The following is a 25,247-nucleotide window of genomic DNA, read 5'->3' on the forward strand; positions in this document are numbered from 1 at the left end:
CGGAAGATCCGGGCCACGGTTCATGCTTCCCCTGACTCAGGTACGCAGGTGCTCAGGTGCGGGCGGGTTCCCTCGCCCGGGCCGGCGAACTCCGCACCAGCTGGGCATGCACATACAGCCTCTCGGCCGCGGAGAACTCCGGGTGGCAGGTGGTCAGGGTGAGCCAGGCCCGGCCCTTCGCCGTCTTCTGCTGCACCACCGACACGTCCGACGGATCGGTGACCCCCTCGCTCACCACCTGGTAGTCGAACCGGCCCTTCGCCGTCCAGACCCGGATCAGGTCACCGGCGGTCAGCTCGTCGATGTGCTTGAACGGAGCACCCCAGGTGGTGCGGTGCCCGGCCAGCCCGACGTTGCCCTTCTGCCCGGGTTGCGGGCTGCCGTCGTACATCCCCAGTCCCTGCCGCAGGATGTCGGTCCCGGTGCCCAGCTCCACCGGCATCCGCCAGTCGCCGCCCAGCTTCGGGATGCGGACCACCGCCACCACCGGCCCGGACACGCCCCGCGGCACGACCACGTCGGTCGGCTTGCGTGGCCCCGGGTCGGTGAATGCCTCGGCCGCCCGGTCGGCCAGGCCGTGGGCGGTGCTGCGGGCCGACCAGTTCGTGTACCACCAGCCTCCGCCGACGCCGGCCGTCAGCAGCAGGCCGACGGTCAGGACGGCAAAACCGATGAGGCGGACCCGCGATCCGCGGGCCCGCCCCATCAACATCACTCCCTCATCCTTCCGTTTCTCTCGGTGGGACGCTAGCTACGCGGCGTCATCGGGGTGTTGCGGTGCCGGGTCGTGGTCGTACGCCTCGTGGCGCCGCCCCGGCCCGCTGCCGAACAGGCCGGCCGGCATCAGCTGCCGCCCGTGCTCGTCGGTGACCGGCTGCCCGTAGCTGCCGCCCCGCCGGATCCGGAACCGCTCGGCACCCAGCAGGCCGGCGCCGATCAGCATCAGCACCAGGCCCAGTGCCAGCCCCGGGATGAGCAGGAGCGGGGTACCGGTGAAGGCCAGGCCGCCCCCGGAGTCGTTGCCGCCGCCACCGTCGGTGGTGCTGCCGCCGCCCCCGTCGTTCCCGTTGTCGCCGTCGCCGGAGTCGTTGCCGCCCCCGCCGTTGGTGCCGCTGCCCCCGTCGTCGTCGCCGTTGTCGCCGTCGCCGGAGTCGTTGCCGCCTCCGCCGCCGGTGCTACCGCCGCCGTCCTCGGCCACGATCGTGACGTTCACCGTCTGCTCGGCCGTCTGGCCCAGGTCGTCGATCACCGACATCACGAAGCTGTCGGTCCCGAGCCGGTCGGGTGCCGAGTACTCGCAGGTGTCACCGTCGTCGGAGACCGTGGTCGAGCCGAGACCCTCCGGTGCCGCGCAGGCGGTCACCCGCAGGCCCGAGTAGTTCGGGCCGGCCGGTGCGATCGCCTTGGTCGCGCTGATCGTCACATCGGTCTCGATCGTCGTGGTCGCGGCCAGCACCGGGATGAAGGTGAACGACTCGACGAAGCTGATCGATCCCGCCGAGTTGGTGATCACCACCGTGGTCGGGCCGCCGGCGTGCGGCGGTGTGGTGACCTGAAGAGTGTTGGACGCTGCCGCCTTCCACTTCTTCAGGGCCTTGGAGACCGGCACCGGGTGGTAGGCGCGCGCCTTCACCCCGTCGTCCCTGCTCGTCGTTCCGATCTTCGAACGGGTGGACGACGAAGCACCGGCCACGTCCGGCCCGAGCACCAGGTCGGTGCCCGCCACCCCGTCGAAGGTGACGGTGGTGTTCGCGTCGAACCCGGTGCCGCCGATCGTCACCCGGGTGCCACCGGCCACCGGGCCGACCTCGGGCGTCAGGCCCGAGACCGTCGGCAGCTGGGTGAGCGGCACGTAGGTGAACACGTAGGCGCTGCTGCTCCCGTTGGCGTTGGTCAGCACCACCGGCACGGCACCCGCGGCGTGGGCCGGGCTGGTCACCGTGACCGTGGAGTTGTCGACCAGCGTCAGGTTGCTGCCCGCCGTTCCGCCGAACGTCACCGACGAGACGCCGTTCAGGTTGATGCCCTTGATCACCAGCGAGGTGCCGCCGCTGATCGGGCCGCTGGCCGGCGTGATCGTGTCGACCACCGGTGCGGTGTTCGGCGCGACGTAGGTGAAGGCCGCCGAGCCGGTGGTGCCGCTACCGCCCACCGGGTTGGTCACCACGACGTTCACCGCGCCGGCCGCGTGCGCCGGTGTGGTCACCACCAGGGTGTTGTCGTTGATCACCGTGACCCCGGTGCCGGCCGAGCCCCCGAACGTGACGCCCGAGGTGAGCAGGAACCCGGTACCGGTGATGGTCACCTGGGTGCCACCCGCGACCGGCCCGACGGCCGGCGTGAGGGTCCCGATCGTCGGGGCCACCGGAATCGGCGTGTACACGAACAGCGTGGTGCCGGTGCTGTTCCCGTTCGGTCCGGTCACCACGACGCTCACCGGTCCGGTGGCGTGCGCCGGGGTGGTGAAGCGGATCGTGGTGGGATCGACCAGGGTGAAGCCGGCCCCCGTCACCGAGTTGCCACCGATCGTGACGCCCGTGGCCCCGGCGAAACCGGTTCCGGTGAGCGTCACCTCGGTGCCACCCGCCGCGGTGCCGGTGATCGGCGAGAGCGAGGTGATCGTCGGCGGCGTGTTGTAGGTGAACGTGGTGCTGGCCGAGCCGCCGTCGGTGGTCACCGTCACGGTCGCGGCGCCCGGCACCAGACCGGCCGGCATCCGGAAGGTCACCGAGGTGCCCGCGAGGTTCGGGGTGACCTGGGTGGCCGCGACCCCGCCGACCGAGATCGCCGTGGAGCTGTCGAACCCGGTGCCGGTGAGTGTCACGGTGTAGCCGCCGCTGAGCCCGCCGTTGGTCGGGCTGATCGCGCTGACCGTCGGCGCCGACGCCGTGTAGATGAACAGGCTCGGCAGCACGCTCGTGCCGAACGGGCCGTTCAGCGAGAGCGTCACCAGCCCGGACGTGTGGGCCGGGGTGGGGAAGGTCAGCGTGGTCGCCGTGTTCGCGGTGAAGGCGCTCGACGGCACCGAGGTGCCACCGACGTCCACCGATGTGACGTCGTCCAGCCCGAGCCCGGTGATCGTCACCGAGGTGCCACCGGCCGACGGGCCGGTGAGCGGCAGGGCCACCGCGTTCAGCGGAACGCTGACGTAGGCGAAGTTGACCGGGCTGCTGGGGGTTCCGAGCAGACCCGTCTGCACGGTGACCGGGGCGTTGCCCCGGGTGCCGGGCGGCGTGGTGAACTCCAGCGTGGTGCCGTCGACGTAGGTCGTCGGTACCGGGATGCTGTTGACGGCGACGATCGAGCCGGCGGTGAAGTTGGTCCCGGTCACGGTGACCGTGGTGCCACCGGTGAGCGGTCCGCCGGTCGGGTTGAGCGAGCCGATCGTCGGGGCGCCGGCGGTGTAGGTGAAGGTGCTGGTCAGCACGCTCGACGTGACACCGCCGCTGTACAGCACGGTGACACCGACGTCACCGGGTGCCGTCCCCGGAGGGGTGTTCACGGTGATGGTGCCGGCGGTGTACGAGAAGCCGGTGCCCGGCACTCCGCCGAACTCCACGCCGGTCGGCGTGCCCACGAACAGGCCGCCGATGGTCACCTGCGTGCCACCGGCGATCGGGCCGGTGGTGGGGTTCATCACCAGGGCCAGCGGTGCCACGCCACCGATCAGGTTGTAGCTGAACGCGCCGGGACTGGTCGTGCTCGACCCGGGCCCGCTCAGCGTGACGGTCGCGGGGCCGACGGACAGATTGGCCGGCGTGGTGAAGGTCAGCGAGGTGCCGGAGGCGGGCTGGGCCGTGATCGTGCCGGCGGTGCCACCGACGTCCACCGACGTCACCTGGTCCAGATCGGTACCGCTCACGGTGACCGAGGTACCGCCCGTGATCGGGCCGCTGGTCGGCGTCATGCTGGTGGCGTTCGGGTCGCCGTAGGTGAACGTCGCGCTGCCCGTGCCGCTGGTCGAGCCGTTGTCCACGGTGATCGTCGCGTTGCCGCCCGCGTGAGCCGGCGTCACGAAGTCGACCTCGGTCGGGCTGACGTAGGTGGTCGGCCGGGCGGTGCCGTCGACCTTCACCACCGACTGGCTGGTGAAACCGGTACCCGTCACCGTCACCGAGGTGCCACCGGCCAGCGGGCCGTGGGTCGGCGCGATCGAGCTGACCGTGGGAGCCGGCGTCGAGTAGGTGTACACGGCGCCCTGGACCTGGGCCGAGGTGCCGCCCGAGTTGGTCACCGTGACGAACTGCGACCCGGTGCCGGCCGGTGCGTCGGCGGTGATCGACGTGGGGCTGTTCACCGTCACGTTCGTCGCGCTCGCGGAGCCGAACCTGACCGTGGAACCCGCCACGAAGTTGGTCCCGGCGATCGTCACCGTGGTGCCGCCCGCCGGAGGTCCGGTCGAGGGTGTCAGGCCGGTCACCGTCGGAGCCCCGACATAGGTGAAATTGCCTGACGACGTGCCGGTTCCGGCCGATGTGGCGACCGAAACCGTGACCGCGCCGGAGCCTGCCGGGGCGTTGGCGGTGATCTGGGTCGGGCTGTCGATCGTGTACTGGGTCGAGTTGGCGCCGAACTTCACGTCGGAGGCGCCGCGGAAACCAGTACCGGTGATCGTGACCGCGGTGCCACCGGTGGCGGGACCCGTGGCCGGCGTGAAGCTCGTGACCGTCGGCGTCACCGCGTTGGTCGTGGTGCACTCGGTGTGCCCGGCGATCACGTCACCCTGGCCCACGGCGCTCAGTGCACCGCCGAGGAGCCGCAGGTGAAGGGCGTTCGTGGCCAGCTTGGTCTTGCCCGTCGCGGGAGTGGACTGGGTCTGCTCGTTCAGCGTCAGCGTGCCCAGGCCCAGGATGTTGATCACCGTGTTCGGTGCCGGGTTGGACGGGACCGTGGTGTTCAGGACCCCGTTGAGCTTCAGACCGGTGACGGTGCTGGTGGCAGTGATCCCCGCACCCGTACCCGTGCACTGGGACTGCACCAGGTCGGCCGTGACCGCCTGGAGACCCTGGAGCCCGGTGCCGGTGCCCAGGCCGTTGACCGCAGCGCTCGCGGTCGCCGTGTCCTTGAGATCGTCACCGTTGGCGGTGGTGGTGGCCGTGCCGGTGGCCAGCAGTCCGGTCACCCCGACGTTCGCGGTGGTGGCCTGCGCCGGCCCGGCGGGCCAGTCGGACTTCGGGGTGTCGTCGGTGCCGATCGCACTGGCCCCGAGAAGCGAGACGTTCGCGGAGACCCCGTAGGCGTATGCCGCAGTGGATCCGTCCGCTGCCGCCCGGAAGTCGGACTTGCCGAGTTTCTTGTCCTTCTGGGCCTTTCCCGGTGTACTCGACGGCTTCCCCACCGCCGAGTGCGCGGTCGAGGTCCGGGCCGGGTGGGCCGGGTTCGCCTGAGGAGCCGCGGATGCTGTTGCCGTCGCGGCGGCCAGTGGCAGGCCGCCACCGGCGACGAGCAGGCCGGCGACGACCTGCGCGACCCCTCGTCTGTGCCGGAAACGGGTGCGGCCGCTGAAAAGCGGCCCCCCGCCCGGGTTCGTACTGGTCCGTGTCAAGACACGCATAGATGCGCCCCCGCTACCTGATGCCGTGATCCATGTCGATCCGGTCGATCGGCGACTCTAGGTAGCGGTGTAATTACAGACTTGGGATTACGCTCGGCGTGTCTGAAAGATCTCTGGACGGGGGAGCCGAATATCGCCCACTGCGCCCGCTTTTGAAAGCCAAAGCGGTCAACGGGCTCGATGCCGCGCTTCGCTGAGCTCGCGTCTCCTGCGGGCATTGAGGACGGACCGGGTGGGCAGCACGTCCGGAACAGGCGTCTTGGTGGGCGCTTTCCGGGTTCCGGCGTTGCGGCCCGGCTTGCCTGCCTGCATGACGAACGCGAGGATCCGGGCGACCGCCATGTAGAGCTCCGCCGGGATCTCCTCGCCGATCTCGCACACCCGGAAAAGCGCCCGGGCCAACGGTTTGTCCTCCACAACGGGGACACGGGCGGTCCTGGCGATCTCGCGGATCGTCTGGGCCACCGAGCCCGAGCCCTTGGCCACGACCTTCGGTGCGCCCTTGCCGGCCTCGTAACGCAGGGCGATCGCCAGGTGTGTCGGGTTGGTGAGGACGACGTTGGCCGTGGGAACATCGGCCATCATCCGGTTGCGTGCCATCGCCATCTGCTTCTGCCGGATGGCGCCTTTCAGCTGGGGGTCACCCTCCTGCTGCTTGTACTCGTCCTTGATCTCCTTGGGCGTCATCATGAGCTGCTTCATCACCTCATGACGCTGGTAGAAGTAGTCGGCCATGGCCAGCACCAGGCCGGCGCCGGCCGCCGTGAACACCAGCGAGCGGATGCCCGCGCTGGTGCGCTCCACCGTGGCCATCAGCGGAAGCACGCCCGCGCCAACCAGTTCCGGGATCAGGTTCTTGCCCAGCAGATAGACCACCACGGCCAGCACCATCACCTTGAGCAGCGCCTTGAGCGCCTCCCAGGCCGCGCGCGGGCCGAACATCCGCTTGATGCCCTGGAGCGGGTTCAGCTTGCTGAACTTCGGCTTCAGGGCCTTCGCGCTGGGGTGCACGCCCTGCGCCGCGGTCGCGATCACGGCGGTGAGCATCGCCGCGATGCTCATCGGCGCGGCCCCGATCGCCACCGCCATCGGGATCTCGTTCATCACCTGGAACGCGCGCGCGAGGCTCGGGTCCTGCGCCACCCAGGGCAGTTTCGCGAGCATCTCGCGCACCCGCTCGTCCGTCAGGTGCACGCTGAGCGGCATCACGGCCAGGGCCATCGCCAGTGACGCCCAGGTGCCGAACTCCTGGGAGCGCGGGAACTGCCCGTCCTTCTGGGCGTCCTTGAGGCGTTTCGGTGTCGGCTTCTCTGTCTTGCCGTCCTTGTCACCGGCCATGGCCTGGTCTCACCCCCCGACGATCCGGATCATGGTCACACCCGCGGTGCTGACGAAGTTCTCCAGGGCGCCCGGGATCTGCACCAGGATCAGGCCGATCAGGAACAGGCTCAGCACGATCTTCAGCGGGAAGGCCAGGGCGAAGGCGTTCAGCGCCGGGGCCGCCCGGGTGAGCAGACCCAGCGCGACGTCGGCGATCAGCAGCGCGGCCAGGATCGGCGCGGTGATCTGGATGGCCGACAGGAACATGGTGGAGACCATCCCGGTCATCGTCTCGGCCACCTGGGACAGGTCCAGCCGGGCCGTCGGGGAGATCTCGAACGTGCGGGACAGGCCGCGCAGGATGACCAGGTGGCCGTTGGTGCCGAACAACAGCGTGATGGCGATCAGCTGGTGCAGCCGGCCCATCACCGAGCTCTGCACCATCGACAGCGGGTCCAGGCCCTGAGTGATGCTGAAACCACCGGCCAGGTCGATCAGGTCACCGATGGTCTGGATCGCGGCCACGGCCATCAGCACGAAGTAGCCCAGGGCCACCCCGAGCAGCATCTGGAGCAGCATCTGGCCGATCATCGCGCCGGAGCCGAGCTCGGGCGGGTTCCGGGTGGTCCAGGTGGACATCGGAATGGCCAGCGCGAAAGCCGTTGCGGCGCGGACCTGCCCGGGAATGGCCCGGGTGTTGAACGGCGGCGAGACCAGCACGAACCCCACCGTGCGCCCGAGTGCCAGCAGGTATCCGGAGAGGATCAGCTCGCCGAAGGTCAGGTTCACGTCAGGTGTTGATCAGGGTGGGCACCATGTTGAACAGCTCACGGGTGAAGCCCTCCAGGGTCTTCAGGCACCAGCCGCCGGTCAGTACCAGCACCACCGCCGTGACCACCAGCTTCGGCACGAAAGTCAGTGTCTGTTCCTGGATCTGGGTGGCAGACTGGACGATCGACAGCACCAGGCCGATCGCCAGGGTGGCGAACAGCACGGGGCCGGCCACTTTCGTGGCGGTCAGCAGTGCGGCCGCGACGATCTGGATGACCAGGTGTTCCATGCGGACCTCCTAGCGGTAGCTGCCGATCAGGGTGGTCACGATCAGCGACCAGCCGTCGACGAGCACGAAGAGCAGCAGTTTGAACGGCAGCGAGACGAGCGCCGGGGGCAGCATCACCATGCCGAGTGACATCAGGATGGCGCTGACCACGATGTCGATCACCAAGAACGGGATGAAGATGACGAACCCGATGATGAACGCCCCGCGCAGCTCGCTGAGCACGAAAGCCGGTACCAGGGTGCGTAGTTCGACCTTCTGGCGGCTCTCCGGCATCGGCATGCCGGCCGCCTTCGTCATCAGGGCCAGTTCCTCGTCGCGGGTGTGCTTCAGCATGAAGTCGCGCAGCGGCTCGCTGCCGGCCCGGTAGGCCTGGGTGACGTTCATGTCACCCTTGGAGTAGGGCTGGATGGCCTTCTCGTTGATGGCGTCGGCGGTCGGGCCCATGATGAACAGCGACAGGAACAGCGACAGCCCGACCAGCACCTGGTTCGGTGGCACCGAGGGCGTGCCCAGCGCGCTGCGGGTCAGCGACATCACCACGACGAGCTTGGTGAACGACGTGCACAGCAGCAGCACCGACGGCGCCACCCCGATGACGCTGACCAGCAGAATGATGGACAGCACCTGGCTGCGCTGGCCGGGCACGCTGACGGTGACCTCGCCGTCGTCCAGGCCGTCGGCGTCCGGTGCGGCCGGGTTGCGGGGCTCGACCGGGTTGGTCAGGGCGGTGCCGGAGGACGCCTGGATCGCCATGGTTGCCCGGGTCGCCGAGGATGCCTGGGTCGCCGAGGACGTCTGGGTCACCATGGTCGCCTGGGCCGCCGCGGTGGCGGGCAGGGCGGTCTGGAGGAAGAGCAGAGCGACGCCGAACAGCAGCCCGGAGAGCAGGCGGTGCACGGGACGCAGGCCCTCCCGGGGGGAATGGCCGGTCATGGTCACCCCCGCCGAAGGGTCAGGTCGCGCAGGGCGTCCACGCCCTGGCGCCACGGGCGGGTGTGCCGGCCCGCCTCGGGCTCCGGGGTGCTGTTGGCGGGATCACCCTGGGCGGAATGAGTTTCGCCCAGGTTCTGCGGGTGGAGCTGTGGGTGGTCAGCCGGGTGCCGGCTCGGGTGCTGACCCGGGTTCTGGACCCGGGACCGGGCCGGATGCTGGGGCATCGGCTGAGCCGGGCGCTGGGTGGGACGTTGGGCGGGGTTCTGGATGGGGCGCTGGGTTGGGCGCTGGTTCGGGTTCCGGGCCGGAGGTGGGTTCTGGCCTGAGGGCTGGGCCGGGTCCTGGCTGGAGTGCTGAGCTGGGCGCTGAACCGGACGCTGAGCCGGCCCCTGCATGCGGGGTGCCGGTGTGGGCGAGGGCTCGGGGTTCTGCATGCGGCGGGCCGGGGTCGGCGCGGGGAACTGGCCGACCGGCCCCTGCGGTCGCCGGCCTGCCGGGGCGGGGCCGCGACCGGGACGTCCCTGAGGGCGTCCCTGGGGCCGCTGAGGCTGTGCCCCCGGGCCGTAGGGCTGCCCGATCTGGTTCTGGGGTCGCCGGTTCCGGGGCGCGGGAGGCTGATTCGGCTGGGCCTGCCCATCATGGAACGGCCTGCCCTGGGATTCCGGGTAAGGACCCTGCCGCACGTCGTCTCGACGGGGGCGAGCCTGCGGGCCGACGGGACGGCCGGCGGCGGGCGGCATCGACGGCACACCGGTTCCGGGAACAGGCCGGCCCGACCCCGGAACAGACTGCGGCCGCCGCGATCCCGCTGGTCCCTGCTGCCGGGGCACTCGCCCCGCGTCGGCCGGGCCCCGCCGGGCATCCCCAGGGCGCCGGTCGTAGACCGTCTCCTGCTCGTAGCCGTAGGGCTGCTGCACCGGAGAGCCGAAAGCATCCACAGCCCAGGACGTCTGGTCAGGCTGCACACGGCGACCGGGCTGGGCCGGAGGACGACCCTGGGCCGGACGAGGACGTTCCGTCGCCGCCTGGCCGCCCGGCGTCGAGCGGGCCAGCTGTGCGGCCCAGGCGGCGGCCTGTGCCGAACCGTCGGCGGCCGGAACCGCCCGGGCGAGCGAGCGGGCGTCCTGAAGCATCTGGCGGGTGGAGCGTTCCTGCCGGTCCGCCCGGCGTCCGAGCGCCTGGGCCAGCTGCTCGACCGGGATCTGCACCCGATCGACCTGCACCGGCGAACCGCTCCGCGACGACGGACGAGCCGTGCCCGGATAGGCCTCCGCCTGAAAAGCGGCCACCTGGAGGGCAGTCTGCTCGGTCAGGCTGTCGCGGGCGGCCTGAGCGGCCCGGTCAGGGTGCTTCTGGAACAGCGCCGCCGGGCTGTCCGGAACGAAACCCTCTCGTTCTTCGATTTTTTCGGCGACGGGTGGCCTCGGCGGCACCTGCGTGCGACCGGCAGCGCGCAGAGCGCTGGCCAGATCGGGGAACTCGTCCACCTTCAGCGTCTCGGGCAGCGGCACCGTCTGCTCGTCGGCAGGGGTGTCGCGCAGCGAGGCGCGGATCTCGGCCCGCGTGCGCGGCCCGTCCACCTGCGGCGGCCCGGCGGCCCGGCGGCCGGCCGAACGGCGTGCGGACGCCTGCGGCGCCGTGGCCGACGTGGTGGCGGGATCGGTGGCCGGCTCGGTGGGGGTGGTCGGCTCGGGCGTGGCGGTCACCGGTGCGTCATAAAAATCATGGACGTCGGTGAGCAGCGCATCCACCGGCGCCGCTCCCGTCTCCGGCGGACTGGAAGGTCCTGAGGAGAGCGGGTGATCGGCCACGACACCGGGCTCGGTGGCCGGGGTGGTGCCGGGCGCGGCGTCGGCGGTGAAACCGGGCATGGCGCTGTCCGAGGCGCTGCGCGCGGTGATGCCGGACGGAGCGGCCGAAGTGGTTGCCGAGGTGGCCGCCGACGTGGTTGCCGAGGTGGCCGCCGACGTGGCCGCCGACGTGGCGCCGTCAGTGGCATCGGCAGGAGCGGCCGGCCTGGTCTCGGGCATCGTGGTCATTGCGGTGTCGAAGATTTCGGCGGGATCAGCGGCCGGACCGCCGAAGGTGGCGGCGAGTTCGGCTGCGGCGTCCTCGGCCTGGACCAGGGCGTCGGCGCTGATGTTCTCGGGGTCGCTGATCACGAGACGGTCCGGCTCGCTGATGCCCCACACGCCTCGGGGTTTCCGGGCACGCCTGCGCCGCAGCGCCCGGCCCCGGGGGCGGAGGGGCGTCGCTTCGCGGGGGCGGTCGTCCGGTTCGTCGTCAATGGAAAAGTCTGGCTCGTCGAAGGATTCATCATCCGGGATGAAGGCCTGCTCGTCACTCACGTCAGCAACCTGCGGCTCGTCCACATCGTCCACATCGTCCGCCGTGTCGTCGTCCGGCTCGGCGAAGGAGTCGACGTGCGGACCGAAATCGGCCTCCTCGCCGGGAATCCCGCCCGGCAGGGCGAGCTGCTCGTGGTCCTCGTCGTCCATCGGAGAGTTGACGGGTGGACCCATCAACGAGCGGAGCGGGGTGCTGACGGGTGTGCTGGCATGGGCTGCCACCTTGCGCACCGCCCGGCGGCGCCCACGCTGAGGGGCACGGCGGCGGGTGAACGCGGGCTGGGCGTCGTCCTGAGGTGGTGAGCTCTTGAGGCCCAGCTGTTCACGCAGGCGGGCCACGACGAAAGCCAGCACGGCACTGGAAGAACCGCGCCCGGAGCGGTCGCGGTGCCGCGACGGCGTCCCCGGCTGGATCACCACGCCGGACAGCGGCTGCTGGCCCTCGATGTCGGCGAGCATCGTCACACCCTGTGCCGTGACGCCGAGAAGCAGCTTGCGGTCGGATATCTCGACCACCGCGAGGTTGGCCTCGCGGGACAGGCCGACGCGCTCGACGATCCGCAGACCGCTGCCACCGACGTCCCCCCGGGCCCGGCGGGCGACCCGGGCGACCAGGCCGATCGACACCAGCACCACGATCAGGCCGCCGACCACCCGGCCGAGCAGGTCCAGGTCGCCGGTCATGTCGCGTCCCGGGTGACGATCTCGGTGATCCGCAGGCCGAAACTCTCGTCCACCACGACGACTTCGCCGCGGGCCAGCAGAGTTCCGTTGACCAGCAGATCGGCCGGTGATCCGGCCAGCCGGTCCAGCTCCACCACGTCACCGGGGGCGAGCGCGAGCAGCTGCCGCACCGACATCCGGGTGCGGCCCAGCTCACAGGTCACCTCCATCTCGACGTCGCGCAGCATCTCGATGCCCCAGCTACGGGCGCCGGCCGGGTTGGGACGGGACTGGGCGGGCGGCGCGGGCGGGGCCATCTGCGTGATCGACAGCCCGACCACGGCGGTGGTGGCGCCGTCCTCGCCGGTCAGCGGCAGGATCACCACGGTGCCGCCGGTGAGCACGTCGAGGCACTCCTCGACCGGCGTCGCGGTGGGGTCGCCGTCCAGCCGACCGCCCAGCGAGCCGGCGATCGAGTCCAGCGCCGGGCGCAGGGCCTGGGCCGGTTCCAGCGCGCCGAACGGGGTTCCGGCCAGGGCGTCGACCAGCTCCTGGCCGACGACGAGCAGCACCTTGCCCTCGACCCCACCGGAGAGGAACGCCGTGATCGCCGCACCGGCCGGGTCGGGCAGCGTGGCCTCACCCGGATCCTGGATCGGCTCACCGATGTTCAGCGGCGAAGCGGACGGAATCTGCGGCAGGGCCTCCCGCACGGCCCCGACGGCGGCCTGCACGGCGGCCTCGCCGTTGCCGGAGTCGCCGGTGCGCTGCTCGGGAACCAGGGGTGAGGCGGAGAAAGACATGAGGGGTCCTCGGTTCGCGAAGAGTCAGTTGTTCGAGGTGGCGTCCATGCTTGTCTCGGCCGCATCCGTGCGCGGATTGAGCTGTCCGGGTGAAGTCATTGCTGTTGCGGGTCGACGATCAGCGCCGCCAGCTGCTTGCCGGAGGCACCCGGGATCGCGAACCCGAACGTCGACGAGGCCGACGTGACCTCCAGCGGTTTCGACGTGCGGTGCCCGAGGCTGATCACGTCACCGACGGCCAGCGAGCCGATCTGCGACGAGCTCATCCGCAGGGGGTCGAACCGGATCGAGACGTCGACCTCGACGTCGTTGAGCCGCTGCGTGGTCTTGGCCGCCGCGGCGGAGCGCTGCTTCTGCTTCTCGCCGCGGTCCTGGGCCCGGGTGGCCTGCTCCAGCGCCGGCTGGAGCATGGCGTACGGCATGCACAGGTCCATCGTGCTCATCCGCTCGCCCAGGGCCAGTTGCAGACGCGCCACGATCACCGGGTCGGTGGCCGCCGCAGCCTGCACGAACTGGGCGTTGCTCTCCAGCGTGAGCAGTTGCGGGCGGGTGACCGCGATCGGTTCGAGCGCATAGGCCAGCTCGCGCAGCGCCCGGCCGAGCAGGTGCCGGATCAGCGTCTGCTCGATGTCGGTCAGCTGGCGTTCCGGCTGATCACCGGCGCCGCTGCCACCGAGCAGGTGATCGATCATGACCATCAGCGTGTTCAGGTCGAGGCTCATCAGAGCCTTGCCCTGCAACGGTTCCAGCGACATCACGGCACAGACATTCGCCTCGGGCAGCCCGGACAGGTACTCGTCGTAGCTCATCTCCTCGACCTGGATGAGGCTGAGCACGCTGACCGCCCGGAGACTGGTCGTGAGCACGGTGGTTGCCTGCCGGCCGAAGGTCTGCATCGAGACCTTCAGCAGGTGGGCATCCTCCCGGGCCAGCCGGACCGGCCGTCGGAAGTCGTAGGTTCGAGCACCTGCCCGTGGGCGCCTGCCTGTGCTGGTCGCCTGATTGGAGTAGCCCACGAAAGGACCATCGGTGGGTGGGGCCAGGCACTTTAATCGGTGCCCCCACGAGCACCTGACGGCCGGTCAAAACCACAACGCGTGCCGCCCCGGTGGGGTCGGCACGCGTTCCGGCGTCGTGGGGATCACTGCATGACGAAGGTGGTGAAGTAGATGTCATAGACCTCGGGCTGCACGGTCAGCTCGGACGCCCGTTTCTCCGCCTGTGCGGCGGTCAGGTCCTCGGTCTCCTTCACCTTGCCGCCACTGACCTCCTCGTTGGCCTTCTGGATCTCCTCCTCGGTCAGCTCGCCCTCGGGCAGGTAGGCCAGCTTGATCCGGGCCACCAGCTCCTTCTTGGCCGCGTCCTTGCCCTCGGCCTTGGACAGCTCGTCGATCGTCATGCCGCTGAAGACGTTGATGATCTCGTTGTAGGCCTTCGAGCCGTCGGTCTCGGTGGCGTCCGCGGTCGGCTGGAGCGCGATGGCCACCTGGAGGTAGTGACTGCCCGACAGGTTCACCGTGACCGGGTCCAGCGCGACGACCGTGCCCGGTGTCGGGGCGGGCAGCTCGGCGGCGGCCCCGGAGGCGTCCTCCTTCGGCCGGAGCACGAAGAACCAGGCGGCGGCGAGCACCAGAACGACGACGGGCAGCGCGATGATGATGAGCTTCTTCTTGCCACCACCCTTTTCGTCGTCCTCGCCCTTGTCGTCATCCTTGGCCATGGTCCTCTCCTTCTGTGGTCATGTCAGTCGCTGCTGCTGGAGGTGTTGCCCAGGTTGTCGACCGCCCGGCCGGCCGAGTCGTCGACCCGGGCCAGCACCACGATCTCGACGCGCCGGTTCACCACCACCGACTTCGGGTCGCTGGCCGGTAGCCGGGGCATGGTGTCGGCGTAACCGGTGAAGGTCATCCGGCCGAACGGGATCTTGTCCTGGTTGTGCAGGTAGCGCAGCACGTTCGAGGCCCGGAACCCGGAAAGCTCCCAGTTGGAGGCGAACTTCGCGGTGTGGATCGGGATCGAGTTGGTGTGCCCGTCCACGCTCAGCTGGTTCGGCAGGGCGCGCAGCGTGGGGCCCAGGGCCTTGAGGATCTTCCGGCCCTGCGCCTGGAGCACGTCGCTGCCGCTGCGGAACAGCACGTTGTCGGTGGCGATCGTGACCACCAGGCCGCGCTCGTCGAACCGGAAGGTCGCGCCGTTCTTCAGGCCGGACTTCCGCAGCGCCTTCTTCAGCCTGTCCCGGGCCTCCTTGAGGTTCTTCACCTCCTTGGCGACCGCCGCCTCCTCGGTGGCCTTCGCCAGTTCGGCCACCTTCTCCGGGTCCACCGACCCCTGGTTGCCGCTGCTGCCGGACGTGCCGTCGGTGCTCTGGTTGCCGGAGGAGCCGGCCAGGTTCGGGTCGTCCGGGGCGACCGCTCCCCCTGCGGTGAGCATGGCCGAGCCGCCCTGGAGAATCTGCGCCGGAGCACCGAAACCCGTTGCCAGGCCGGTCTTCAGTTCGGCGAACTTCTTCTCGTCCACCTGGCTGATCGCGAAGAGCACGATGAAGAGCACCATCAGCAGGGTCATCATGTCGGCGTAGCTGACCAGCCAGCGTTCATGGTTCTCGTGCTCTTCGTGTTCCTCGTGCTCGACGCGACGCTTGCCGCCGCCGCTCATCAGGCCGCTTCTTCCACTTGCTTGGGCCCGGCCGGGGTCATCTTCGACCTCAGCTTGGTCGCCACCACCCGCGGGTTGGAGCCGGCCTGGATCGCCAGCACACCGTCGATGACCAGTTCCATCTTCGCCGCCTCCAGAGCCGCGAGGTACTTGATCCGCTTGCCCCAGGGCAGGAACATGACGTTGGCCGACATGACGCCCCACAGGGTGGCGACGAACGCCGCCGCGATCAGATGGCCGAGACTCTCCGGCTCACTGAGGTTCTCGAGCACGTGGATCAGACCGATGACGGTACCGACGATGCCGATGGTCGGTGCGTAACCGCCGGCGTCGGTCCAGAACGCGGCGCCGATCGCGGCGGACGCCTTCTTCGCCTTCACCTCGGCCATCAGGATGTCGTACAGGTCGTCCGGGTCGGTGCCGTCGACCGCCATCTGGAGGCCGCGCGACATGAACGGGTCCTCGATCGAGTCCATCTCGGACTCCAGGGAGAGAAGTCCTTCTCGACGTGCCTTTTCGGCCATCTTGACCAGCGGGTCGACGATCTCCTCGTTGCTCGGCGGCTTGGCGGTGAACGAGTAGGACAGCCATTTGAAGCCGGTCATCATCGAGGCGACCGTGCCACTGCCCAGGCAGGCGCCGAGACTACCGACGATCACCAGCAGGATCGGGGGGATCAGGAAGATCGCCATCGGGCTGGAGCCCTCGAGGATCATCGAGACGAAGATCGCCGCCATGGCGATGACGACGCCGATGATTGCAGCCAGATCCATGCGGTCAGACCTCCCGTGACGGCAGCCGCAGGACCCGGCCGAAAGTCGATTCGTGGGCGGAGCGATCGGCCGCTGAGGCGTCGTCCGCTGCATTCGGTGAGCCGGGCCCGGCGGCGTCGTCGAACCGGGCGAGGGTAATGGCCTCGGCGGCGACCGAGGCGCGCCAGGCCCGGACCAGTTCGACCAGCCGCGGCAGCGGTTCCTCGACCACCAGCTTGTGGCCGTCCACCAGCGTGATGACGGTGTCGGGCGTCGCTTCGGCGCGCTCGATCAGGTCGGGGTTCACCGCAATGGATACTCCGTTACCCAGTCGGGTCACAATGATCACGCGAAGATCCGTCCTTGGAGTCGTGGGGGCCGTCCAGTGGCCCCGTACTCGATGTTCGGCACCCCCGGCCGGGGATTGAGACAATCGGGGGCAGGCTGCTCCGGTCGGGCGACGAAACACCGGCCGTTTCACAGAAAGTGGCGCCCGCTTCGGGCGGGACGCCCCGTTGTGCGCGGTGACCGGGGGCCGTACGGTCGAACCGCCGAACGGGGAATCACTTTCGGCCGCCACCGGCAGACGCCCATCCGTGGCGAGCGGGGCGGGGTGTTGCTTTTTGACACCACCATCGGCCCCAGGGTGGTGTCAAAACGAAGAAGGCCTCCCGCGTCGCCACCGCCGGGCCGCGCAATGCCGAAGAGCCTGCGAGGGCCGGCCAGGCAGGGTCGGCGTCCGCGGACCGCACGGGCCACCCGGACGCGACGGAGGGCCACCGGTCCACGACCGGTGGCCCTCGGCCACGAGCCCTACCTCTTGATGTTGACCAGTTCCTGAAGGATGTCGTCGCTGGTCGTGATCACCTTCGAGTTCGCCTGGAAACCGCGCTGGGCGATGATCATGTTGGTGAACTCGGCCGCCAGGTCGACGTTCGACATCTCCAGGGCCCCACCGGTGATCAGGCCGTGGCCGCCGGCACCCGGGATGCCGATCTCCGGCAGACCGGAGTTGGCGGTGTCGCGGTACACGCTGTCGCCCTGCTTCTCCAGGCCGTTCACGTTGTTGAACGTGGCCAGGGCGACCTGCCCGAGGGCCTGCTTCTGGCCGTTGCTGAAGATACCGGTGATGATGCCGTCGGTGCCGATCTGGAACTCGTTCAATGTGCCGGCCGCGTAGCCGTCCACCGACTTCTGGGCCGGTGAGCTCAGCCCGGCGTAACCGGTGAACTGAGTGAGGTCGAGGTTCATGCTCGACCCGTTCACCGTGAAATTGATCGGGTTCGTGGAGGATCCGGCGTCGAACTGCCCGGCGTTGTCGAAACCGACGGTGCCGGTGGCGAGCACGGTGGCGTTGTTGGTCGGGTCGAGGATCTCGATGTTGTAGTTGCCGTCCGCCGGGTTGTTCGGCGTCAGCCGGATCGGCACCGCGTAGGCCGCACCGCCCTCGTCGTACACGGTCGGGGTGACGGTGAGCACGTCGTCACCCGTCGGGTCGAGGTTGCCGCCCAGTGAGACGGTGGTGGTGGCCGATCCCGGAATGCTCAGGCCGGCCTGGAGCTTCAGCTTGGAAAGCTGTCCGTAGGCGCTGATCTCGCCGTCCACGGCCTGGTAACCCTGCACGTACATGCCGTTCGGGTTGACCAGGTAACCGTCGTTGTCCAGGGTGAAGGCGCCGGCCCGGGAGTACACCTGGAGGCCACCGTCGTCCAGCACGAAGAAGCCGTCGCCCTCGATCTTCAGGTCGGTCGACTTGTTCGTGATCTGCGTGGCGCCCTGCTCGAAGTTCTGCTGCACGGCAGCGAGTTTCACGCCCAAGCCGATCTGGGTCGGGTCGAGACCACCGCTGGTCGCGGTCGAGGCGCCGGCGGCCCGCAGAAGCTGGCTCAGGGTGTCTTCGAAAACCACCGTCGAGGTCTTGTACCCGGCCGTGTTGACGTTGGCGATGTTGTTGCTGACCACGTCCATCATCTGCTGATGGGCCTTCAGGCCACTGATACCGGAGAACAGTGAACGGAGCATGCCGGACCTCCAGGTTCGGTCGGGGGAGAAGCGGAACCGGGACGGCGAATCAGATCGTTCCGGTCGGGTCGGTCACTGAGGGGCTGGCGGAAGGGCTCGCGGAAGGGGTCACGGTGGCGGCCTTCTGGGACGCGTCCGGGTCCTCGGGGTCCTCGGGATCCGTCGGTGGCGTGCTGGTTCCGGCCATCTTCACGCTGGTCAGCTCGGTGAGCGGGACCTTGGTGGAGCCGTTGACGAGCAGCTGCGGCGAGCCGTCCACCATGGCGATGCCGGTGACCACACCGGACGCCGCCTTCTCGCCCACGCCGTACTCCACCGTGGCGCCGACCATGCCCAGCGCGGTCTGCATCTGGCTGGCCGACAGCAGGCTCCCGGTGTTGGTCACCATCGCCTCCAGCTTCTCCACCGTGGTGAACTGCGCCATCTGGGAGAGGTACTGGGCGGAGTCGGTCGGGTTCATCGGGTCCTGGTACTTCATCTGCGCCAGCAGCAGTTTCAGGAACATGTCCTTGTCCGACGTGGTGCTGTTGGTGGCTCGGGACCGGGTCTCGGTGTCGGCCACCTGATTGCCGGCCTGGATGTCCTTGATGTTGCCGATCGGTGCGGCCATGGTTCTCCTCCTGGATCAGATCAGGACGTCGACGTTGGCGTCACCGGTCGTCGCGGTGGTGGTCGGAGTGGCGGGGGTGGTGGGTGCCGGCAGCGTGGTCGGCGCGGTGTAGCCACCCGCCGAACCGCCCCCGGTGAACCCCGGTTGGTAGCCGGACTGCGACGAGCTGCCGCCGCCCGTGGTCGAGGCGTCGGCGCTGGCCTGCATCGACACGTCGGCCAGGTTCAGCCCGGACTGGTTCATCTGGTTGCGCAGGTCGTCCAGCCCGGACTGGAGCTGGCTCAGCGCGGCCGGGGCCGCGACCAGGTCGAGCCGCACGTCGCCGCGGTGCACCGAGAGGGTCACCGTCACGTCGCCCAGTTCCTCGGGGGACAGGTGGATCACCGCCCGGTGACTGCCTTCCCGCAGCGTCCGCAACTGCGCGGCGAGCTGCTGGCCCACCTGCTCGGCCACGCTCTCGGCGGCGGCCGTGCTGTAGCCGGTGCCGGTCACCGCGTTGGCCTGCTGCGTCTGCTGGGCCTGCTGGTTCTGCTGCACCTGGCTGAGCTGGCTGCTGAAGGCGTCGGCGGCCGCGGTGGTCCGCGAGCCGTCCGTGCTCTGCGCGGTGCCGGTCCCGGAGGTGGCGCCGGTGCTGCCGGTACCCGCCTGGCCGTCGCTCTGACCGTCGGCCTGGGCGTCGGCCTCGGCGCCAGTCCCGGTCGTCCCGGTGGTGCCGGCGACCGCCGAACCGGCCTTGATCGCCGCCGCGGCGTCACTGCCGTTCATCCACTGCCCGTTGACCATGATCCGGTCAGGCATCGGCGCGGCGACGGCCCCGGTGGTGCCGTCCGTCGTCCCCGAACCGCCGGAGGCACCGGAAGCGCCGGTGCCGGTGGACTTCCCGGAGATCGCGTCGGCGGCGTCGGTGCCGTTCATCCACTGGCCGTTCACCATGATCCGGTTCGCCGTGCTGCCGCTCGAACCGGTGACGCCCGAAGTGGCACCGGTGCTGGCGTTCTGCTGGGTCTTCGCCGTCTGAGCAGCCGTCTGGGCGGCCGTCTGTGAAGCCGTCTGCGCAGCGGTCTGGGCAGCGGCCTGAGCGGCTTCCCCGGCCTTTCCGGTCTGCGCGGCCGTCTGCGCGGCGGTCTGGGCAGCCGCCTGGGCGGCCTGCCCGGCCTCGGCGGCGGAACCGGCCGCGGAACCCTGGTTCAGCCCACGCCCCGCAGCCCCGGCCAGCTCGGCGGCCACCGCATCCGATGCCGAGGCTGCCGGGTCGGCCTGCCCCGTGGTCACCTGGGCACCGGCCGGCAGTGCGCCGTTCGCCTGCCCGGCCGCCACCGTTCCTCCGGCCTGTCCGGCCGCGGAATCGGCGTCCATGCCGAGAAGTGATGCGAGCAGGTTCTTCTGCTCGGCGGTGAGCTCGGAGTCCACCCCCGCGGCGCCGGTCCCCATGGCCATCTCGATGGACAGGCGGGTGTGCACGCCCTCCGGGCCGGAGGTGGTCTCGATCGAGGCCACCGTGGGCAGCCCGCCCGAGCCGCCCGAGCCGGAGGAACCGGCCGAGCCACCGGCCAGCGCCTGCGCGATCTGCTGGGCCGCGGCCGCCTCGGCCGCGAGAATCTGTGCCAGCAATGACATCCCGGTCGCGTCCTGGCCGTCGTCCGCGGCGGTCGCCGCGTCGTCGTCACCGACCGGGTGGTACAGCTGCTGGTCCGCGCCCTGGTCCACCTGGATCCCGTTCTCCCCCTTGCGGCGAGCCTTTTCGGCCGCCTCCTGACGCTCCCGCTCGTCCGCGAGGTCGTCGGCCAGTTCCTCGGCCCGGTCCCGGGCCCCGGCGGTGCGCCGGCGTGCCGCGTCCTGGGCGGCACGCTCGGCGGCGTTCTGCCGCTGGAGCACCTGGTCGCTGTTCGAGCTGCGCGCCGCGGTCAGCTGCTTCTCGAACTGCATCGCGCGTTCACTGGCAAATGCCTTGTCGTTGCGGAAAAGTGTGCGGCTTCCGGCCGTGTCGAGCAGGGCCTCGATCGAACTGGAGAAGTTTGCCGAAGCGGTCATCGCAGTTGCCCCCAAGCTTTCTGTACTCGTCGGACATAGTTCTCGGTTTCGGTGTAAGGCGGTACCCCGTCGTACTTCCGGACCGCACCGGGCCCGGCGTTGTAGGCGGCCAGGGCCAGATCGACCCGGCCGAAGGTGCGGATGTGGTCGGACAGCAGGCGCGCCGCACCGTCCACGGCCTGGCGCGGCACCATCGGGTCCACCCCGAGCTCGCGCGCGGTGCCCGGCATGATCTGCATCAGGCCGAGCGCCCCGGCCGGGCTCTTCGCCGAGGCGTTGTAGTTGCTCTCGGTGCGGGCCACGGCCGACAGCAGGGCCGGGTCGATGCCGTACTTCTTGCCCGCCGCGGTGAAAAGGTTGGCGTAGGGCGTGGATCCGAGCGGTGACGATCCGGTGAGCTGCCGCAGTGTGTCGGCCACCGGGTCGGACGACGAGGTGTCGTTCAGCACCCGCCGGATCTGGCTCGGCTTCTCGTACACGTCACGGATGCGCACCTCGTCACCCGCCTTGGGCGCGTCGATCATCTTGCCGTCGCCCAGGTAGATGCCCACATGGTGCACCGGCGAACCGAAGAACACCAGGTCACCCGGCTCGGCCGCGGCCATCGACGACACCCTGGTACCGACCGTAGCCTGTGCCGCGCTGCTGCGCGGCAGGTCGATACCCAACTGGCCGAACACCAGCTTGGTCAGCCCGGAGCAGTCCAGCCCGGTGCTCGCGTCGTTGCCGCCCCAGCGGTACGGCACACCCAGGTACCGCTGCGCGATCGAGATCGCGCGGTCGGCAAGGCTGGTGGACGACGACGGGCTCCTGACCCGCTTCCCGTCGTCCACCGGTGTGCCGCCGGTGACGGTGTCGAGCAGATCGGAGAAATCGGTGGAACCGGTGCTGCCGGTCGTCTTCGAGACCGGTGCGGTCTTCGAGGTGGACGAGGTGGCGTTCACCGGCCGTGGATTGATCAGCGCCTCGATCTGGCCGATCCGGCTGAGCACCGCGCTCATGCCATCGGACATCATGAACCCCCAGAGTCGTTGCCGGACGCCGCGGCCGGCATCCGCCGGCCGGATCCGGCCCGTTCGTCCATCTCGCGTTGCTCGGCCCGCTGCCGGGCCTGGGCCCGCTCCTCGCGGTACCGGTCGTGCAGCATGCCGACGGCGCGCACCTCGGCCCGGGCCTGCAACCAGGTCTCGCGGCGCTGCTCCAGAACGATGGTCAGCTTGGCCAGTTCGTGCTCCACCTCGGCCAGGTCCCCGCGCAGCCGGAAGCGGTAGACCGCCTCCAGTTCCAGCTCGTAGGCGGTGGTCTCGCCATGGCGCTGCTCCTGGAGCCGGTGCACCAGGTCGTCACGCCGCGCCTCGGCCTCGCGCACCGCGGTCTGTGCCGTGTGCAGGGCCTGGGCGGCCTCCTCCAGCCGCTTCCCGCGCAGCCGCTCCACCGTGGCCAGCCGGAACTTCTTCGCCGGGCTCATCGCTTCACCTGGAGCAGCCCGGCCAGCTCGGTCCACGACTGCTGCACCGGAATCGCTTCGTCCGGGCGCTGTCTCAGGAAGTTGTCGATGGCCGGACGCAACCGGATCGCGGCGTCCGCCACCGGGTCGCTGCCGCTGACGTAGGCACCCACCTCGACCAGTTCGCGCACGTCCCGCCACGACGCCATCAGCCGCCGCAGGGTGAGCGCCAGCTGGCGGTCCTCCTCACTGAGGATCGCGCGCTCCACCCTGGACACCGACTCCAGCACGTCGATACTCGGAAAATGCCCGGCGGTGGCCAGATCCCGGGAGAGCACCACGTGCCCGTCCAAGATGCCCCGCACCGTGTCGCCGATCGGGTCCTGAAGGTCGTCGCCCTCCACCAGCACGGTGTAGAGCGCCGTGATGGAACCGTTCTGGCCGGGCCCGGAACGCTCCAGCAGACGCGGCAGCATGGCGAACACGCTGGCCGGGTAGCCGCGGGTGGCCGGTGGTTCCCCGGCGGCCAGGGCCACCTCCCGCTGCGCCATCGCGGTCCGGGTCACCGAGTCGACCACCAGCAGGACGTCCTCGCCCTGGTCGCGGAACCACTCGGCGATCCGGGTGGCGGTGAAGGCGGCGGTGACCCGCAACAGGGCCGGGTCGTCGGCCGTGGCCACCACCAGCACGGTGCGGCTACGGGCCTTGGCGTCGAGCGTGTCCTCGATGAATTCCCGCACCTCGCGGCCACGTTCGCCGACCAGTGCAACCACCCGCACCGGGGCGACGGTGCCGCGCACCGCCATGCCCAGCAGGGTCGACTTGCCCACGCCGCTGCCGGCCATGATGCCCACGCGCTGCCCGGCCCCGACCGGGATCAGGGTGTCGATGGCCCGCACACCGGTGGGCAGGGCGTCTTCCACCCGCCGCCGCAGCAGCGGGTTGGGCGCCGAGTTCTCCACCGGGACCCAGTTCACCCCGGTGGGTTTCGGCTTGCCGTCGATCGGCCGGCCGAGAGCGTCGATGATCCGGTCCAGCATCCCGTAACCGGCCGGCACCCGCAGCTGATCGCCCGTGCGCCGCACCGGGTCACCGGCCGCCACCCCCGCGGTGGCGCCTAGCGGCATCGCGGTGACGCCGTCCCGCTGCACGGCGATCACCTGGGCGGGCAGCTGCCCGGCCCGGGTCTCGATGGTGAGCAGCTCGTTGACGGCCGCGGACAGCCCGAGCACCCCGATGCCCAGGCCGATCACCTCGCCGACCCGGCCCTCCACCCCGGGCGCGGCCGCGTGCGCGGCGGCCCCGAGCCGCTCGCGCAGTTCCGCCGCCAGCGAAGAGCTCACGAGCGCAGCACCTCTTCGGCCGCGGCCAGCGCGGCCGGCAGGTCGTGCCGCAGCCGCTGGGTGGGGGTGAGCACGGTGACGCTGCCGGGGGCGAGCTCCGGGTCGGGCACGATCCGCACCCCCTCCACGCCGGCCTGGCCGAGCGTCTCGGCGTCGTCCGGGTTCAGGTGCACCACCGCCTCGTCGGAGGCGGACACCTGCCGCACCGCCGTGCGCACGGCCTGCTCCACCGACTCGTCGACGGTGCTCATCTCGCGTCCCAGAGCGGCTTTCGCCAGACGCAGCGCACCGTCGGTGAGCGCGTCGGCCACCTCGTTCCAGTCCGGCAGCGTGGCCTCGTGCACCTGCCGCGCCGCCTCGCGCAGCGCCACCATGAGATCCTCCGCCCGGTGCGCCAGTTCGGCCCGCAGCTGCTGGGTCTCCTCCAGCTGCGTGGCCCGCACCGCCAGGTTCTCCTCGGCTGCGGCCTGCCGGCCCTGCGCCCAGCCGGCCAGGTACCCCTGGGCCTGGGCGTCCGTGCGGGCCTGGTCGGCCGCGGCCCGCACAGCCTGCTCCAGCTTCGGGTCGCTGAACTGAGCGCCCGGTGTGCCGCGGTGCAGCGGCCGGTCGAGCTGGGCCGGCCGCACCGCCGCGCGCGCCTCGTCGGACGAGAGCACCGGGCTGGAGACGGATCTGAGCGCCATCTACTCCACCATCGCTTCCTCGTCGCTGCGCTGGATGAGGATCTGGCCGGTCTGCTCCAGGGCCCGGATCTCCTGGACCACCTTCGCCTGAGCCTCCTCGACCTGCTTGATCCGCACCGCGCCGAGCAGGTCGATCTCCTCGACCAGGTTCTCCGCGGCCCGGCTGGACAGGTTGCGGGTGATCTTGTCCTTGACCATCGGGCTGACGCCCTTGAGGGCCAGGGCCAGGTCGCTGCCCTGCACGTTGCGCAGCACCAGCTGGATCGCCTTGTCGTCGAGCGTGAGGATGTCCTCGAAGATGAACATCTTCGACCGCACCGTGTCGGCCAGCTCCTGGTCGACCGTCTCCAGGCCCTCCAGGATCATCCGCTCCGTCGACCGGTCGGCCCGGTTGATGATCGCGACCAGCGGCTCCACACCACCGACCGTCGACATCTCCTGCGGGCCCAGCACCGTGGTCATCCGCCGCTCGAGTTCCCGTTCCACCAGCCGGATCACATCCGGGCTGGCGGGTTCCATCGAGGCGATCCGGAAGGCCACCTTGGCCTGAAGACTCTGTGCCAGGCCGGACAGCACCACCGCGGACTGCTGCGGGGCCAGGTGAGCCAGCACCAGCGCGATGGTCTGCGGGTGCTCGTCCGCGAGGAACGACAGCAGCTGCCGGGCGTCCGCCTTGCGGATGCCCTCGAACGGCATCTCGGCCAGCGACGCGCCGAGCCGTTCCATGATCTCTTCGGCCCGGTCGCTGCCCAGGCTCTGGGCCAGCAGCTGCCGGGCCAGGTCCATGCCGCCCCGGGCGCCGGAGCTGGCCGCCAGGTTGTCGTGCGCCTCGGACAGCACCGCCTCGGCGTCGATGTTGCTGACCTCTTTGAGGCGGACGATCTCGCCGGTGAGTTCCTCGACGAGGTCCTCGGGCAGCAGCCCCATGACCCGCGCCGCCTTCTCCTGGCCCAGCTGGACCAGGAAGATGGCAGCCTTGCGAAGACCGGAGAGCGGCGCACTGGTGGTTGAGACTGCCATCTG

At 70.2% G+C, this 25,247-nt stretch carries 21 protein-coding genes; all 21 read right to left on the reverse strand.

Translation table 11 applies throughout. From position 1 onward, the window contains the following. Positions 1-52: 52 nt before the first annotated feature. A complete protein-coding gene (locus KIH74_RS20830) occupies positions 53-712 on the reverse strand; it encodes a sortase (RefSeq protein ID WP_246572830.1) in 660 nt (219 codons plus the stop codon). 39 nt (positions 713-751) lie between these two features. Next, positions 752-5,545: a beta strand repeat-containing protein gene (locus KIH74_RS20835; RefSeq protein ID WP_214157683.1), complete on the reverse strand. Its 4,794-nt coding sequence runs from the start codon at positions 5,543-5,545 to the stop codon at positions 752-754. Between the two features lie 177 nt (positions 5,546-5,722). Beyond that, positions 5,723-6,892, reverse strand: a complete 1,170-nt coding sequence (gene flhB, locus KIH74_RS20840) for a flagellar biosynthesis protein FlhB (RefSeq protein WP_214157684.1) — start codon at positions 6,890-6,892, stop codon at positions 5,723-5,725. 9 nt (positions 6,893-6,901) lie between these two features. After that, entirely contained in the window at positions 6,902-7,663 is a 762-nt protein-coding gene (locus KIH74_RS20845; RefSeq protein ID WP_214157686.1) for a flagellar biosynthetic protein FliR, read from the reverse strand. A gap of 1 nt (position 7,664) precedes the next feature. Next, entirely contained in the window at positions 7,665-7,934 is a 270-nt protein-coding gene (locus tag KIH74_RS20850; protein ID WP_214157688.1) for a flagellar biosynthetic protein FliQ, read from the reverse strand. 9 nt (positions 7,935-7,943) lie between these two features. Beyond that, positions 7,944-8,867 (reverse strand): flagellar type III secretion system pore protein FliP, encoded by a 924-nt coding sequence (gene fliP / locus KIH74_RS20855; protein ID WP_246572740.1) that lies wholly within the window; start codon positions 8,865-8,867, stop codon positions 7,944-7,946. Between the two features lie 2 nt (positions 8,868-8,869). Further along, on the reverse strand, positions 8,870-11,899 hold the full coding sequence (locus KIH74_RS20860) for a FliO/MopB family protein (RefSeq protein ID WP_214157690.1): 3,030 nt from the start codon (positions 11,897-11,899) through the stop codon (positions 8,870-8,872). Further along, entirely contained in the window at positions 11,896-12,681 is a 786-nt protein-coding gene (gene fliN, locus KIH74_RS20865; RefSeq protein WP_214157691.1) for a flagellar motor switch protein FliN, read from the reverse strand. Before fliN ends, KIH74_RS20860 begins: the two co-directional genes overlap by 4 nt. Positions 12,682-12,776: 95 nt before the next feature. Then, positions 12,777-13,697 (reverse strand): flagellar motor switch protein FliM, encoded by a 921-nt coding sequence (locus tag KIH74_RS20870; protein ID WP_214157692.1) that lies wholly within the window; start codon positions 13,695-13,697, stop codon positions 12,777-12,779. Between the two features lie 125 nt (positions 13,698-13,822). Then, entirely contained in the window at positions 13,823-14,401 is a 579-nt protein-coding gene (locus tag KIH74_RS20875) for a flagellar basal body-associated FliL family protein (RefSeq protein WP_214157693.1), read from the reverse strand. 23 nt (positions 14,402-14,424) lie between these two features. Then, a complete protein-coding gene (locus KIH74_RS20880) occupies positions 14,425-15,336 on the reverse strand; it encodes a flagellar motor protein MotB (RefSeq protein WP_214157694.1) in 912 nt (303 codons plus the stop codon). Beyond that, positions 15,336-16,109 carry a motility protein A gene (locus tag KIH74_RS20885; RefSeq protein WP_214157696.1) on the reverse strand — a complete coding sequence of 258 codons (774 nt, stop codon included), beginning with the start codon at positions 16,107-16,109 and terminating at the stop codon, positions 15,336-15,338. The genes KIH74_RS20880 and KIH74_RS20885 overlap by 1 nt, the downstream gene beginning before the upstream one ends. 4 nt (positions 16,110-16,113) lie before the next feature. Further along, positions 16,114-16,437, reverse strand: a complete 324-nt coding sequence (locus tag KIH74_RS20890; protein WP_214157697.1) for a flagellar FlbD family protein — start codon at positions 16,435-16,437, stop codon at positions 16,114-16,116. A gap of 464 nt (positions 16,438-16,901) precedes the next feature. Further along, positions 16,902-18,110: a flagellar hook protein FlgE gene (locus tag KIH74_RS20895; RefSeq protein ID WP_214157699.1), complete on the reverse strand. Its 1,209-nt coding sequence runs from the start codon at positions 18,108-18,110 to the stop codon at positions 16,902-16,904. Between the two features lie 49 nt (positions 18,111-18,159). Next, a complete protein-coding gene (locus KIH74_RS20900; protein WP_214157701.1) occupies positions 18,160-18,720 on the reverse strand; it encodes a flagellar hook assembly protein FlgD in 561 nt (186 codons plus the stop codon). 15 nt (positions 18,721-18,735) lie between these two features. Beyond that, complete coding sequence (locus KIH74_RS37865) at positions 18,736-20,751, reverse strand: flagellar hook-length control protein FliK (protein ID WP_214157702.1); 2,016 nt, start codon at positions 20,749-20,751, stop codon at positions 18,736-18,738. Beyond that, positions 20,748-21,767, reverse strand: coding sequence for an NlpC/P60 family protein (locus KIH74_RS20910; protein ID WP_214157704.1), 1,020 nt, complete (start codon positions 21,765-21,767; stop codon positions 20,748-20,750). The genes KIH74_RS37865 and KIH74_RS20910 overlap by 4 nt, the downstream gene beginning before the upstream one ends. Beyond that, the gene (gene fliJ / locus KIH74_RS20915) at positions 21,764-22,219 is read right to left on the reverse strand and encodes a flagellar export protein FliJ (RefSeq protein ID WP_214157705.1); all 456 of its coding nucleotides are present in this window, start codon (positions 22,217-22,219) and stop codon (positions 21,764-21,766) included. The genes KIH74_RS20910 and fliJ overlap by 4 nt, the downstream gene beginning before the upstream one ends. Beyond that, positions 22,216-23,541 (reverse strand): FliI/YscN family ATPase, encoded by a 1,326-nt coding sequence (locus KIH74_RS20920; RefSeq protein WP_214157707.1) that lies wholly within the window; start codon positions 23,539-23,541, stop codon positions 22,216-22,218. Before KIH74_RS20920 ends, fliJ begins: the two co-directional genes overlap by 4 nt. Then, positions 23,538-24,224, reverse strand: coding sequence for a FliH/SctL family protein (locus tag KIH74_RS37870; RefSeq protein ID WP_214157708.1), 687 nt, complete (start codon positions 24,222-24,224; stop codon positions 23,538-23,540). The genes KIH74_RS20920 and KIH74_RS37870 overlap by 4 nt, the downstream gene beginning before the upstream one ends. After that, positions 24,225-25,244 (reverse strand): flagellar motor switch protein FliG, encoded by a 1,020-nt coding sequence (gene fliG, locus KIH74_RS20930; RefSeq protein ID WP_214157709.1) that lies wholly within the window; start codon positions 25,242-25,244, stop codon positions 24,225-24,227. Positions 25,245-25,247: the final 3 nt, after the last annotated feature.

The sequence above is a fragment of the Kineosporia corallincola genome, assembly GCF_018499875.1.
GTDB classification, from domain to species: Bacteria; Actinomycetota; Actinomycetes; order Actinomycetales; family Kineosporiaceae; genus Kineosporia; species Kineosporia corallincola.

What these genes read in the sequence shown, in the direction of transcription:
- KIH74_RS20860 (WP_214157690.1), bottom strand. Translation starts at nt 11,899, where the DNA reads ATGACCGGCGACCTGGACCTGCTCGGCCGGGTGGTCGGCGGCCTGATC.
- fliJ (WP_214157705.1), bottom strand. Translation starts at nt 22,219, where the DNA reads ATGAGCCCGGCGAAGAAGTTCCGGCTGGCCACGGTGGAGCGGCTGCGC.
- fliP (WP_246572740.1), bottom strand. Translation starts at nt 8,867, where the DNA reads ATGACCGGCCATTCCCCCCGGGAGGGCCTGCGTCCCGTGCACCGCCTG.
- KIH74_RS20875 (WP_214157693.1), bottom strand. Translation starts at nt 14,401, where the DNA reads ATGGCCAAGGATGACGACAAGGGCGAGGACGACGAAAAGGGTGGTGGC.
- flhB (WP_214157684.1), bottom strand. Translation starts at nt 6,892, where the DNA reads ATGGCCGGTGACAAGGACGGCAAGACAGAGAAGCCGACACCGAAACGC.
- KIH74_RS20880 (WP_214157694.1), bottom strand. Translation starts at nt 15,336, where the DNA reads ATGAGCGGCGGCGGCAAGCGTCGCGTCGAGCACGAGGAACACGAAGAG.
- fliG (WP_214157709.1), bottom strand. Translation starts at nt 25,244, where the DNA reads ATGGCAGTCTCAACCACCAGTGCGCCGCTCTCCGGTCTTCGCAAGGCT.
- fliN (WP_214157691.1), bottom strand. Translation starts at nt 12,681, where the DNA reads ATGTCTTTCTCCGCCTCACCCCTGGTTCCCGAGCAGCGCACCGGCGAC.
- KIH74_RS37870 (WP_214157708.1), bottom strand. Translation starts at nt 24,224, where the DNA reads ATGGCGCTCAGATCCGTCTCCAGCCCGGTGCTCTCGTCCGACGAGGCG.
- KIH74_RS20830 (WP_246572830.1), bottom strand. Translation starts at nt 712, where the DNA reads ATGTTGATGGGGCGGGCCCGCGGATCGCGGGTCCGCCTCATCGGTTTT.
- KIH74_RS37865 (WP_214157702.1), bottom strand. Translation starts at nt 20,751, where the DNA reads ATGACCGCTTCGGCAAACTTCTCCAGTTCGATCGAGGCCCTGCTCGAC.
- KIH74_RS20910 (WP_214157704.1), bottom strand. Translation starts at nt 21,767, where the DNA reads ATGATGTCCGATGGCATGAGCGCGGTGCTCAGCCGGATCGGCCAGATC.
- KIH74_RS20885 (WP_214157696.1), bottom strand. Translation starts at nt 16,109, where the DNA reads ATGGATCTGGCTGCAATCATCGGCGTCGTCATCGCCATGGCGGCGATC.
- KIH74_RS20850 (WP_214157688.1), bottom strand. Translation starts at nt 7,934, where the DNA reads ATGGAACACCTGGTCATCCAGATCGTCGCGGCCGCACTGCTGACCGCC.
- KIH74_RS20900 (WP_214157701.1), bottom strand. Translation starts at nt 18,720, where the DNA reads ATGGCCGCACCGATCGGCAACATCAAGGACATCCAGGCCGGCAATCAG.
- KIH74_RS20895 (WP_214157699.1), bottom strand. Translation starts at nt 18,110, where the DNA reads ATGCTCCGTTCACTGTTCTCCGGTATCAGTGGCCTGAAGGCCCATCAG.